This is a genomic window from Metabacillus flavus (genome assembly GCF_018283675.1).
Lineage (GTDB): Bacteria > Bacillota > Bacilli > Bacillales > Bacillaceae > Metabacillus_B > Metabacillus_B flavus.
On record NZ_JAGVRK010000001.1, the window covers coordinates 530,456 to 542,422 of the forward strand.

An 11,967-nucleotide genomic window follows, 5' to 3' on the forward strand; every position below is an offset into this window, starting at 1 on the left:
TCTTTCAGAAGACTTCAATTATCAGGTTATCACACTGGTTTTTCCATCACAAAGAAGATGTTTTGATATAATCCAAAAAGGAGGGGATCATTTTGAGACTGAATCATCAACTAGCCCTTGTAACAGGGGGATCAAGAGGATTGGGTGCTGCCATCAGCAAAAAGCTTGGCAGGGAAGGCGCTTTTGCAGCCGTCAATTATTTGAACAGTGCAGTTGAAGCAGAAGAGGTCGTTCGTGAAATTAAGGCAAATGGCGGCAATGCTGCTGCCATTCAGGCGAATGTCACAAATGAAGAAGAAGTTTTCCGTTTTGTAAAGGAAGCGGAGAGAGTTTCCGGACTAAGAGTAAGCATTCTCGTCAATAATGCAACGGGTCCGCAGCCGGAGCTTTCGATGGAAAATCTGAATTGGGGGGATTATGAAGATCAGCTGAACTTCTTCGTAAAGGCCCCGTTTTTCCTGATGAAAGCATGTCTTTCTTCTATGAAAGAACAAAAGAAAGGCTCCGTTATTAACATTGGGAGCGAGGTCGTACAGCTTGGAAACGGACATTTCTCGAGCTATGTAACGGCAAAATCAGCTATGCTCGGAATGACGCGTTCATGGGCAAGCGAATTTGGAGAGTATGGAATACGTGTAAATCTCCTGAATCCAGGATTTATCCCGGTTGAACGCCATGCAGGAGTTTCAGATGAGGCAATCGATCAATACCGATTGAGCATTCCGCTGAAAAGAATGGGCGTGCCTGATGATGCAGCCAATACGGTGGCCTATCTTGCATCAGAGGAGTCTTCTTTTATCACGGGCCAGAGCATATCGGTGAACGGCGGGCATACATTCGGGATTTGAATTAAGGAGATGCTTCGTGCGGTTTGAAAATAGCTGAAGGGCAAACACAGAACCTCCTTTTCTCACTTCCTGGTCTTCTGATTTGCTTAGTTCAATATCTTCAAGCATGTTTAGGAAAACATTCACGTCATTCGGATCCTTAAGAATGATTTTTTCGCCGTTTCGCAGGTCGGTGATTTCCACTTCTTTGTAAAGGTGCGTTTTTACATAGGACAACAGCATTATTTTTCCAGGAATCTTACTTTCATCTGGATTTGGCGAACAGGATACGAGCAGCAGAATGACTGTCAAGCCCAGGAGAAGTTTTTCCACATACCTCACCTCGTTTTGTTTCCATCATACATTATTTGGTAAAAAATAAAAAGGCGGCCGGAAAGGCTGCCTTTCGCTTATTTATGAAATTTCACACGTTCTTCAACCGGTTTGAATTCCTTCGGTGCCGGAGCAGATACTGGCTTTCCAAAAGGCATTTGCGCAATAAGCTTCCAGCCGGCAGGAATATGCCATTCCCTTTTCACATCATCATCAATCAGCGGATTGTAATGCTGAAGGGAAGCTCCGAAGCCTTCCAGTTCAAGTGCTGTCCATACCACAAACTGAAGCATGCCGGATGAATGGTGAGACCAGATTGGGAAATTTTCGCGGTAAAGAGTAAATTGCTGCTGCAGGGATTCAATCACCGCTTCATCTTCAAAGAACAAAACCGTTCCATATCCGCTGCTGAAGGCGCCCATTTTTTCTTCAGTCGGTCCGAATGAATCTGAAGGTACAATTTTTCGAAGGGATTCGGACGTAATATTCCACAATTTATCATGCTGTTCCCCAAGCAGGACAACCACTCTCGCGCTTTGAGAGTTGAAAGCGGAAGGAGTGTGCTTAACGGCATGCTCGATTACCTCTCTGATGCGTTCGTCCGGTACAACCTCATCCTTGCTGATCGAGTAAAATGAACGTCTTTCTTCAATAGCAGTTGGAAAGTCCTTTTTTACCGTACTGCCCGCATTTTCTTTGCTTCCAAATACACTATCAAAAAATCCCATTGTCGTTACCTCTTCTCTCAGTAGATTTTATATAAATAGCCTGCCCTGTTTATACAGCCAGATGAATCCAATTTCCGGAAGGGTCAGCTGCGAGGATCATATCTTCCTTAGTGATGGTTTCTGCCCCAAGCTTTTCAAGACGGCTGACTGCGTTTTGTCTTTCCTCTGCATTTGGATAGATGATGGTGAAAGAGACCATTCTCACGCTGTTTTCAGAAGGCTTGGTGGCTCCTTCTCCGTTCCATGTATTCAGACCAAGATGGTGATGGTAGCCGCCAGTTGAGATAAAGAGGGCCTGATTTCCGTATCTCGTCACCACTTCAAACCCAAGGCCTTCCGTGTAAAAGCGTTCTGCATCGACAAGATTTGAAACATGCAGATGAATGTGGCCCATGACGGTGTCAGCAGGCATGCCGCGCCAATCAGCTAGAGTACTCTCTGATAGGAGATCTTCCGCTTGGAGCGTATTGGTGGCCATTTCAACCTGCCCATCGGTCCATTGCCAATTTTCAGAAGGCCGGTCCGCGTAGATTTCAATTCCATTGCCATCCGGATCTGCGAAATAGATGGCTTCACTCACAAGATGATCCGAGGCACCTTGAACCGGATATTGGGTATGAAGCAAATGGTGAAGAAACGATGATAAGTCCTTTCTTGAAGGAAGCAAAATAGCAAAGTGATACAGTCCGGTCCGGCGCGGCTCCCTTGGCAGCAAGCCATTCTGTTGTTCAAGAGTGAGTATCGGATGGGCACCATCTGCCGTCAAAGACACCTTTTCCGGTGACTTGTTTAAAACGCTGAGACCTATGATGGATGTATAAAATTCCTCTGCCCGCTTCAAATCGCCTGTCAAAAGAGTTACTTTGCTTACGAAAGTGTTTGGATGCTGCTGAAATTTCATCATGAAACCCTCCATTTAATTACTTAGAGTAAACAAGTTACTTTATGTAAGTAATATATGACGACTGTGAATATCTGTCAAGTAACTCGGTTGTAAATTGTAACTTTTTTATTTTTTGTAATCATGATATATAATAAAAAAACAGGAGTGAGGAAAATGGAACCACTAAACATATGCCCAAGGTTCGAGCAAGCCATTAACATGCTAGGCAAACGGTGGACAGGCTTAATTATCCATCAGCTTCTCGATGGACCAAAACGATTCAGTGTACTTGAAGCATCAACATCCATCAGCGGAAGAGTCCTATCAGACAGGCTGAAGGATCTTGAACAGAACGGCGTCGTAAAACGCAACATCATCCCTGAATCTCCCGTCCGCATCGAATATTCGCTTACAGACAAAGGCTTAGCACTTGAACCTATATTGAGAGAAATTGAAAACTGGTCGCAAAACTGGATTGAACAGGATCAGGAAGAACAGATTGGCCAATGACCCGATGGGGTGGTTGGCTTTTTTTATGGGACTGTTTAAACGGGCAAAGCTGGTAATAGGGGCAACGGGGTTAACTGGAGGCGGATGTGGACTAGCTGGAAACGAATGCGGGCCAACTTGAGACGAATGCGGGCCAACTCTAGGCAAATACGGGCCAACTCGAGACGGATGCGGGCCAACTCCACCCAAATACGGGCCGAACGACAAAAATCAGCAAAATTTGCACACTCCCCCAAACAAAAAAGCGATTCCTTCATCACCGTTACCGGGAAGGGATCGCTTTTTGTGCTTGGATAGTTGTTTTTTCCATTTTTCCTGTTTTGTCATCGTTTTGCGTTCGTGCATGCTGTAGTCGGGTGCAGATCCTCTCAATGCACTTGGGTCGAACCCGCCGCTGCGTATTTTATGCTCTCTTAGTTTTCTGGCTTTACTCTTCGCCATGTTTAATCACCTCATAAATAGTATACCATTTTTATCCTGATTCGGCTTGATTCTGACGTAACGTCAGATTGTATAATGAAGGCATGGGAGGTCTTTCCAATGAATGAAACTTTATATACAATCGGAAAATTCGCAAAAAAGACAGGTGTTACAGTCCGGACACTCCGCTATTATGATCAGCAGGAAATGATTAAACCAAGTTTCGTCAGCGAGTCTGGGCGGAGGTATTACAAAGATGAAGATTTAGTCGTTCTTCAGCAAATTCTTTCGCTTAAGTTCCTGGATTTCAGTCTCCAGCAGATTCGCGAATTGCTTGCTGCGGCTGACGGAGATTTAACATCATCGCTTAAAATGCAAAAGGAGCTTATGATACAGAAACAGAATCATTTAAACCGGGTTATTCTCTCCTTGGATCATGCAATTGGAATTTTTGAGACAGAGAAGCGTCCGAACCTGCAGATTCTCTCGTTTGTGATCGACAGTATCCAAAATGAAGAGGGGCATATGGATTGGGTAAAGCAGAATTTCCCTGAAAGGTATGCGAAGCGGGTCGAGAGCATTACCGGGGATGAATGGATGGAACTGCATAAAAAGACGGCACTGCTTTTCCAGGAGATGAAGGAAGCGCTGAAGACCTGGAAACCTGAATCTCCGCAGGTACAGCGTCTTGTCGGTGAATGCCTGGACATGCTTGCCGGAATACTTGGTGAACAGGACATATTGACGGACATGATTTCTTTGGACCTTGATTGGGAGGGGATAGGGGAGAAAGCAGAACAAGACCTTTTCTCAGTTTCTCCGTTTACAAGGCAGGAGGAAAAGTTAATAGAAAAAGCTTTTGAACATTATTACATTGGGAGGGGAATTCAAAGTCATGACTGACCAGGCAAAAAATGCAGATAAAAAGCAGCTGGATGCCTTTATAAACCTGCTGAAAAAACATAAACCCGCCACTTGGATGATTGTTTTCGTTCTGTTTTTAAGCCTGCTTGAAACAGGAGCCAGTTTAATTGTTCCAATCTTTACAAAACAGCTGGTCGATCAGGCAGGAGCTGCAGCTTTAAGCACGGGGATGATTTTCCTTCTGATTGGTGCATTCGTGCTGCAATCCATTGGAGCAGGGTTTTCCTATTATATGCTGATGTATATTGGAGAAGTTATCGTAAAGGGAATCCGCGAACAGCTGTGGGGGCACATTTTAAAGCTGCCTGTCCCTTATTTCGACCAGCATCAGTCCGGGGAAACGATGAGCCGGATTACCCAGGATACGAATACGATCAAAACATTGATTACCAATCATCTTGTTACATTCATATCCGGAATCATTGCCATTGCGGGTTCTGTCGTTATCCTCTTCATGCTGGACTGGAAAATGACAGCGATCATGCTTGCCGTCATCCCTTTATCAATGCTTTTGCTGTGGCCGATGGGAAGGAAAATGTATAAAATCTCGAAGGCGACTCAGGATGGAATGGCTTCCTTCAGCGGTGATCTTGGACGGGTCCTTGGTGAAGTCAGACTCGTTAAGGCCTACAGCGGCGAAGAGATTGAAGAAGAAAAGGGCAGAAGCGGTATTGGCAATTTGTTCAGACTGGGTCTTCGTGAGGCGAAAATCCAGGCGGTGGTTAGTCCGTTTATGACAACGATTATGATGGTCGTTCTTGTCATCCTGATTGGCTATGGAGGGGTGAGGGTAGCGACCGGAAGCTTAACCGCAGGCACGTTGGTCGCCATTATCATCTACGTCTTTCAAATCATCGTTCCATTCACCCAGCTTGCTTCGTTTTTTACTGCCTTTCAAAAAGCGATGGGAGCGACAGACCGGATTCATGAATTGCTTAGTCTGAAAACAGAGGAGAATGGACATTCAGAAGTGGAGGTGCTGAATAAAGAGGTGCGCTTTGAGAACATTCATTTCAGCTATTCAGAGGATAAACCGATATTAACTGATCTTTCGTTTACCATTGCCCCCAGCAAAACCGTGGCCCTCGTCGGACCGAGCGGCGGCGGGAAGACGACTATTTTTTCTCTAATCGAACGTTTTTACAAACCTGTGTCAGGTGAAGTGAAAATCGGCGGGCAGGATATCAGCACCCTTGACCTGCGCAGCTGGAGGAAGCAAATTGGCTACGTGTCTCAGGACAGTCCCATTATGTCAGGATCGATCCGGGATAATATTTGCTATGGCCTTGAGCGGGAAATCGGGGACTCAGAAGTGGAGAACGCGGCCCGGCTTGCAAATGCCGCAGAGTTTATTGAAAAAATGCCGGACCGCTATGAAACGGAGGTTGGGGAGCGGGGAGTCAAGCTTTCGGGAGGGCAAAGGCAGCGTATTGCCATCGCAAGAGCCATTTTAAAAAATCCGTCCCTGCTGCTGCTTGATGAAGCGACCTCTAATCTGGACAGCGAATCAGAGGTTCTCGTTCAGCATGCACTGAAAAACCTGATGAAGGGCCGGACGACTTTTGTCATTGCCCACAGATTATCCACAGTTGTTGATGCAGACCAGATTCTTGTATTGGAAAACGGAAGACTGACCGGGCAGGGAACTCACGAAGAATTACTGGACGGTCACACACTATACAGGAAACTTGCTGAAAAGCAGCTTCAGCTGGAACCGGCGAATTGATTGAACCAAAAAAGCCCAAGAGAATATTCTTGGGCTTTCCCATATCTTATGGAAGGACGTTTTCTTTCACTTTCACTTTTTCTTTCGGCTGCTTCCATTTGAAAATCTTGTTCAAACCATTATATATATGCTTGGATTCTTTCGTAAGCAAAGGTCCAAGGATGGCGAGAATGAGCACATAGAGTGCCGAAAATGGCTGCAGTACGGCCATCAGACCGCCTGATAACCCCAAATTGGCCATGATGATGGAAAATTCCCCCCGAGATACGATGGTCAGTCCGATATTGGCTGAGGCTTTATGGGACAAGCCTGCTCTTCTTCCAGCAATCATACCGGCAACGAAGTTTCCGATGATTGTAATAGCTACCGCTCCGAGTGCAAGCCAAATCGCTCCTCCGAGTGTGAATGGATCAATGCTTAATCCAAAGCTGAAAAAGAAGATAGCGCCGAAAAAGTCGCGGAATGGAACAACGAGATGTTCGATCCGTTCACCCTGATCGGTTTCAGAAAAGACCAGACCAAGCAGCAATGCACCGATTGCTTCAGCAACATGGATCGTTTCTGAAAATCCGGCAATGAAGAATAAAGCCGCAAACACGACGATGATGAAAATTTCATCAGACGAGATGTTGAGTAATTTGTTTAAAAGAGGTGTGGCTTTTCTAGCAATAATGAAGAAAGCCAGCATATAGCCTAGGGCAATCAGAACGGACACGATGGTTCCGCCAATTGACGTGGAGTCTCCCAAAATCAAACCGGAGACAACGGAGAGGTATACCGCTAAAAAAATGTCCTCGAACATGATGATGCCAAGAATTAATTCCGTTTCTTTATTACCGGTACGGCGCAGATCCACAAGCACCTTTGCAACGATTGCACTTGATGATATGGTAATAATTCCTGCGATGATCAGAATTTCTAAAATCGGAAAGCCCATAATCAAAGCGTAGAGAAAACCAAGAGCGAAGTTGATGGAAATATAGATGCTTCCGCCAATTACAATAGATTTTCCTGATTTTATGAGTTTTCCGACAGAGAATTCCAGACCGAGGTAGAAGAGAAGGAAGAGAATCCCGATGCGCCCCAGAAAATCAATGAATTCTGCGCTTTCAATGAACCTGAGGTTAATAATGCCGATAACAGGGGCATGAGGGCCGACGAGCATACCAATCACAATCAAAAACGGTATGATGGAGAAATGAAGTTTTCCTGCCAGTATCGCGGCAAATGCTACTAATAACAGTGCTGTTCCTACTTCAAAAATCAAATGATCCATCTATACTTATCCCCCCTTATTGGATAGCAAATCCTTAATAATATTACGCAAGTCTTTTCTTTCACCGGAAATCACCAATGTATCTCCAGCTTCAATGATGGCCTCCGGTCCCGGAGTGAGCTGCTTGGATTGGTTTTTTTTGATAATGGCAATTATGGTGATGCCGTAATTGCTGCGGACATCGATATCCCCGATGGACTGGTTGACAGCGGGTGCGCCCGGTTCTACTTTAAACCACTCGATAATGAGATCATCGAACGCGAGCTCAATGTTTTCCATAGCTTTTGGCTTGTATGTCATGCCGCCGAGAATAGCGGCAAGCTGCCTTGCTTCTGCATCATTCATGGTAATGTTGGAGATGCTCTCTTCATGATCATCATCATCGTAATGGTACATTTCTCTTCTGCCATCGTCGTGGATAATGACCGTGATTTTGTCATTGTTGCGGGTCACCGCCTCGAATTTTCTTCCGATTCCGGGTAAATCGCATTCTCGAATGTTCATAATATGAACCCCTTCCTTATTCCTCATTTAAATGGTTTTTGGCCTTGCGCATCAGCTGCTTGAATTTCTCATCACTTACAATGTCCTGAATATTATGAAGAGATTCCAAATCAGCCTTCGTCATGATGACGAGCCCGTCCTCTTCAATAAATGCAATCCGTTCCCCCTCATGAAGATTCAGCGTTTCACGGATGTGTTTAGGGATGGTGATTTGTCCCTTCGAGCTCAGTTTGGAAAATTCCATGTTCATTCTCCTTGATTTCTTTGTTTTCTAGGAATTCCTTACTTTCCTTACTTTTATTTTAACAGAAATTTGGAAAAGCATCTAATGATAAGAATAAAAAGACCAAATCACTGGGATTTGGTCTGAATCAATTTTATGATACGTGTTGTTTCGGTACATAATTCGATTGTTTTTTCCGGGTAACGGCAGTGAAAATCAAAAGCGTGACGATAATAAGTCCGGACGCATACAAGTATAGGCTTGAAAGCCCAAGATCCGCTGCAAACATGCCAAGAATGTAAGAGCCAAATGCGATGCCAATATCAAAAAACGTAAAGAATGTAGATGTCGCATGTCCGCTTCTTGCAGGATGCGCTTTTTGAATGGCTAGCGTCTGGAAGCACGGAACGAGTGAACCGTAGCCGAGTCCGATCAGGGCTCCTGACACAAGCAGCATCCATGATGTGTCCGTAAAGCTAAGCATCAGCATACCCGCGGCAAAGATGATGAAGGACGGGATCATAACAATGGCAGCGCCTCTCCGGTCAAAAAGCCGGCCTACAAACGGTCTTGATAAAAGCATGACAACAGCGAATACGACGAAAAAGTAGCTTGCAGTGCCGGCAAGTCCAATGCTCTTCGCATAAATCGAAATAAATGAAATGATACCGGAGTAGGAGAACGCAACCAGTCCGCCGATCAATGCAATTGGTATGACGGTTTTTTCAAATAAATCAGAAGCTGTGAATTTTCTTGCCGGAACTTCAATGTGCTCAATTTTAATAAGTAAACTAAAAATCACACCTGCAACGGCAATAACGGAAAATATCATGAACAGCATAGTGAATGTGGTGAACTGAAGCAGTGTCAGAGCAAGGAACGGGCCGAAAACGACAGCGAGATTCATGGACATCGCATGGTAGCCGAGTCCTTCCCCGCGGCGCACTTTCGGAATGATATCGGCCGCAATTGCGCCTGTTGCGGTTGTAATCAAGCTGAATGAAATCCCGTGAATAAACCTTAGAATAAGCAGTCCTGTGAACTGATCTACCCAGATATATACGATTGTCGTGAGCATAAATAAAATCATGCCAATGACGAGACACAGTTTTTTTCCAAACCTTTCAAGCACCCGTCCCCATATCGGCCGGACAAGAATAGCGGAGAGCATGAAAACTGTAATGACCAGTCCTGCTTCCGCATTTGTTTTATTTAAATCTTCAATGACATAGATAGGAAGGGCGGTAAGCAGAGCATAGAAAGTTAAGAAGATGAAGAAGTTGATCAGAAAGTTACTGATAAAGCTCTTCGTCCAGATCGGAGCCTTTGGGGCAGATGATGACATGTTGAACCTCCTTTGATGATTCTATTCTATAGAAGAGACTGGCGTTTTCCTATTAGAAAGACTTGCAGACTTTAGTTCCAGCTGCCGATTTTTTGAAGCAGGACTGTAAGGGTGCGCCGCTCATTCTCATTTAAACTCATGAGCATCTCCTCTTCAAAGGCAGCAATTGATTGTTTGATGTCTTCAAGCTTTTCATTAGCGAAAGGAGTAAGACTGACGATTTTCTCCCGTTTGTCTGAACCGGGATCCCGCTTAATCCAGCCGCTTTCTTCCAATCTCGCAATCGTCCTTGTAACAGTAGGGGCTTCGACATTCAAGTAACGCCAGATTTCGGTTTGCGACATCGGACCAAATCGGACGAGACAATATAAAATGGACCATTGGGAACTGTAAATTCCATGGTCCTGAAGCCGGGCATTCGATTCCTTCGTTAAGTAACGGACGATTTGATGAAGATTATGGATAATGTTACTAGTATTCTCCATTTTTTCACCTCATTTATTTACCTAAGTAAGTATTTTACAGGCTTTTTAGACGAAAATCAACAGAAATAGGCGAATAAGTGTGAAATAGTAAAGAATCTTATGGACAAATTGGCGAGAAGTGGATAGATTGCCTATGAAACTCTTTACAGGGAAGTCCTATCCTTTGAAACCATATTTTTTTTCTGGTAGGGTTGTTTAGGAGCAAACATAAAGGGAGGAAACATATATGAAAGCCAAAGGTCTAGTATTATCCTCAAGCATTGCAATTGGAGCTCTAACTTTTGCTGGGCAAGCAAGCGCTGCGAGTGCTGAAAGCTATAAGGTCCAACAAGGTGATTCTTTCTATAAAATTGGACAGGATTACGGCGTTTCCATCGATGCTTTGAAGGAAGCAAACAGCCGTACCGATAATATGATTTTCACAGGTGAAACTCTTCAAGTACCTGTAGCCGGCGCAGAAGATGTTAAAGGCGCTGAGCAAGCAGTTTCTGATGAAGATAAAGATTTGCTGGCCCGCCTAGTTGAAGCAGAGGCTAAGGGTGAGTCCTATGACGGGAAAGTTGCGGTTGCAACGGTCATCATGAACCGTGTTGCAAGCGATGAGTTCCCTGATACAGTTAAAGATGTCATTTATGAAGAAGGCCAATTCTCACCAGTCGATAACGGAACCATCAATAATCCTGCAAGCCAGGAATCAAAAGATGCAGTAAACGAAGCAATCTCTTATTCAAGCATCAGCAAAGGTGCGCTGTATTTCTACAATCCGGACAAGGCAGGCTCAAGCTTCCTTGACGGAAAAGAAGTAACAACTGAAATCGGCAACCATGTATTTGCTAAATAATCGATTCTTAAAAAAAGGAGCGGATCTCAACTGAGATCCGCTCCTTTTTCGTCTGGAAATGATAATATGAATATCTTTTTCCGGGTGTACCTCAGGCTATGGGCTATCCACTTGAGCTCATAAGTCCTCATCCTGCGGAGGCCCGCAGAACGTCGTGCACTTAGCAGAACTTCCTTTACTTAATGCGCTTTCGCTTTTGTTCGAGTTTAGGAAGTTTTAAAATAACTCAATATGGATACGATTACTGGGTGTATCTTCGTCCAGCTCCAGCGCCTAGCCCCTCGAGGTCTATAAGTCCCTCATCCTTCGGAAGGAATACCGCCTTCCTTCGGCTGATTGCCTTATGCTTGTCGGGGCTGTTCAAGGCGCTTTCGCTTTTGTTCGAGTTTAGGAAGTTTTAAAATATCTCAATATTGGATACGATTACTGGGTGTATCTTCGTCCAGCTCCAGCGCCTAGCCCCTCGAGGTCATAAGTCCCTCATCCTGCGGAAGGAATACCGCCTTCCTTCGGCTGATTGCCTTATGCTTGTCGGGGCTGTTCAAGGCGCTTCCGCTTTTGTTATTAAGCCGGAACTGAATTGATCAGAACAAGCACTGCACCGGCTAAAGCCCCAATTCCAATGCCGTAAAGCAGCCAGGCCATTCGCTTATTCCCTCTTGGTGCATTCTTCATCCGGACAACGGTTACGAGCCGAAAGGTCATTAATAGAAATGCTGCAACAGCAAATAAAATAATTCCGTTCACCTTCTATGTCCTCCCCGCTGACATTCTGCATGTGAACTATGTACCCGTATTATAAGCTTTTCAAATACGGTTTTAATGAGAAAATTTTTCCAAGATCTGCAGAATCTGAATCCGGGTAATATATGAAACCGGAAAACTATGATTTACCAGAAGATTTTTCACATAAGCGGTTTTCTTTTCGTTACAATGATAGAA

Annotated in this window: 15 protein-coding genes; 5 read left to right on the plus strand and 10 right to left on the minus strand. The window is 44.6% G+C overall.

Annotation, left to right across the window (positions count from 1 at the left end; all coding sequences use genetic code 11):
- The first annotated feature begins 92 nt into the window (after window positions 1-92).
- Window positions 93-848 carry an SDR family oxidoreductase gene (locus J9317_RS02805; protein ID WP_249291971.1) on the plus strand — a complete coding sequence of 252 codons (756 nt, stop codon included), beginning with the start codon at window positions 93-95 and terminating at the stop codon, window positions 846-848.
- On the opposite strand, the gene J9317_RS02810 is transcribed toward J9317_RS02805, so the two are convergent.
- The 3 genes from J9317_RS02810 to J9317_RS02820 form a co-directional block, all read right to left on the minus strand.
- On the minus strand, window positions 780-1,160 hold the full coding sequence (locus J9317_RS02810; protein ID WP_211556352.1) for a hypothetical protein: 381 nt from the start codon (window positions 1,158-1,160) through the stop codon (window positions 780-782). The genes J9317_RS02805 and J9317_RS02810 overlap by 69 nt on opposite strands.
- 77 nt (window positions 1,161-1,237) lie before the next feature.
- Window positions 1,238-1,888, minus strand: a complete 651-nt coding sequence (locus J9317_RS02815) for a nitroreductase family protein (protein ID WP_211556354.1) — start codon at window positions 1,886-1,888, stop codon at window positions 1,238-1,240.
- Window positions 1,889-1,937: 49 nt separating this feature from the next.
- A complete protein-coding gene (locus J9317_RS02820) occupies window positions 1,938-2,789 on the minus strand; it encodes a VOC family protein (RefSeq protein WP_211562063.1) in 852 nt (283 codons plus the stop codon).
- 156 nt (window positions 2,790-2,945) lie between these two features.
- On the opposite strand from J9317_RS02820, the gene J9317_RS02825 reads away from it, so the two are divergent.
- A complete protein-coding gene (locus J9317_RS02825) occupies window positions 2,946-3,281 on the plus strand; it encodes a winged helix-turn-helix transcriptional regulator (protein WP_211556355.1) in 336 nt (111 codons plus the stop codon).
- 210 nt (window positions 3,282-3,491) lie between these two features.
- Here the strand turns inward: J9317_RS02825 and J9317_RS02830 are convergent, their stop codons facing one another.
- Complete coding sequence (locus J9317_RS02830) at window positions 3,492-3,722, minus strand: hypothetical protein (RefSeq protein WP_211562528.1); 231 nt, start codon at window positions 3,720-3,722, stop codon at window positions 3,492-3,494.
- Window positions 3,723-3,821: 99 nt separating this feature from the next.
- Between J9317_RS02830 and J9317_RS02835 the strand changes: the two genes are divergently transcribed.
- Both J9317_RS02835 and J9317_RS02840 read left to right on the plus strand, forming a co-directional pair.
- The gene (locus tag J9317_RS02835) at window positions 3,822-4,604 is read left to right on the plus strand and encodes a MerR family transcriptional regulator (RefSeq protein ID WP_211556357.1); all 783 of its coding nucleotides are present in this window, start codon (window positions 3,822-3,824) and stop codon (window positions 4,602-4,604) included.
- Window positions 4,597-6,351: an ABC transporter ATP-binding protein gene (locus tag J9317_RS02840; RefSeq protein WP_211556359.1), complete on the plus strand. Its 1,755-nt coding sequence runs from the start codon at window positions 4,597-4,599 to the stop codon at window positions 6,349-6,351. Before J9317_RS02835 ends, J9317_RS02840 begins: the two co-directional genes overlap by 8 nt.
- 46 nt (window positions 6,352-6,397) lie before the next feature.
- On the opposite strand, the gene J9317_RS02845 is transcribed toward J9317_RS02840, so the two are convergent.
- From J9317_RS02845 to J9317_RS02865, 5 genes are all read right to left on the minus strand, one after another.
- The gene (locus J9317_RS02845; protein ID WP_211556361.1) at window positions 6,398-7,627 is read right to left on the minus strand and encodes a cation:proton antiporter; all 1,230 of its coding nucleotides are present in this window, start codon (window positions 7,625-7,627) and stop codon (window positions 6,398-6,400) included.
- A 6-nt stretch (window positions 7,628-7,633) separates the two neighbouring features.
- The gene (locus J9317_RS02850) at window positions 7,634-8,131 is read right to left on the minus strand and encodes a cation:proton antiporter regulatory subunit (protein WP_211556363.1); all 498 of its coding nucleotides are present in this window, start codon (window positions 8,129-8,131) and stop codon (window positions 7,634-7,636) included.
- A gap of 16 nt (window positions 8,132-8,147) precedes the next feature.
- Window positions 8,148-8,375, minus strand: a complete 228-nt coding sequence (locus J9317_RS02855; RefSeq protein ID WP_211556365.1) for an AbrB/MazE/SpoVT family DNA-binding domain-containing protein — start codon at window positions 8,373-8,375, stop codon at window positions 8,148-8,150.
- 133 nt (window positions 8,376-8,508) lie between these two features.
- Window positions 8,509-9,699: an MFS transporter gene (locus tag J9317_RS02860; RefSeq protein WP_211556367.1), complete on the minus strand. Its 1,191-nt coding sequence runs from the start codon at window positions 9,697-9,699 to the stop codon at window positions 8,509-8,511.
- Between the two features lie 71 nt (window positions 9,700-9,770).
- On the minus strand, window positions 9,771-10,184 hold the full coding sequence (locus J9317_RS02865; protein WP_211556369.1) for a MarR family winged helix-turn-helix transcriptional regulator: 414 nt from the start codon (window positions 10,182-10,184) through the stop codon (window positions 9,771-9,773).
- 226 nt (window positions 10,185-10,410) lie between these two features.
- Here J9317_RS02865 and J9317_RS02870 point away from each other — a divergent pair, with 226 nt between their 5' ends.
- Window positions 10,411-11,025 carry a cell wall hydrolase gene (locus J9317_RS02870; RefSeq protein ID WP_211556371.1) on the plus strand — a complete coding sequence of 205 codons (615 nt, stop codon included), beginning with the start codon at window positions 10,411-10,413 and terminating at the stop codon, window positions 11,023-11,025.
- A gap of 564 nt (window positions 11,026-11,589) precedes the next feature.
- Here J9317_RS02870 and J9317_RS02875 read toward each other — a convergent pair.
- Window positions 11,590-11,772, minus strand: a complete 183-nt coding sequence (locus J9317_RS02875; RefSeq protein ID WP_211556373.1) for a hypothetical protein — start codon at window positions 11,770-11,772, stop codon at window positions 11,590-11,592.
- Window positions 11,773-11,967 lie beyond the last annotated feature (195 nt).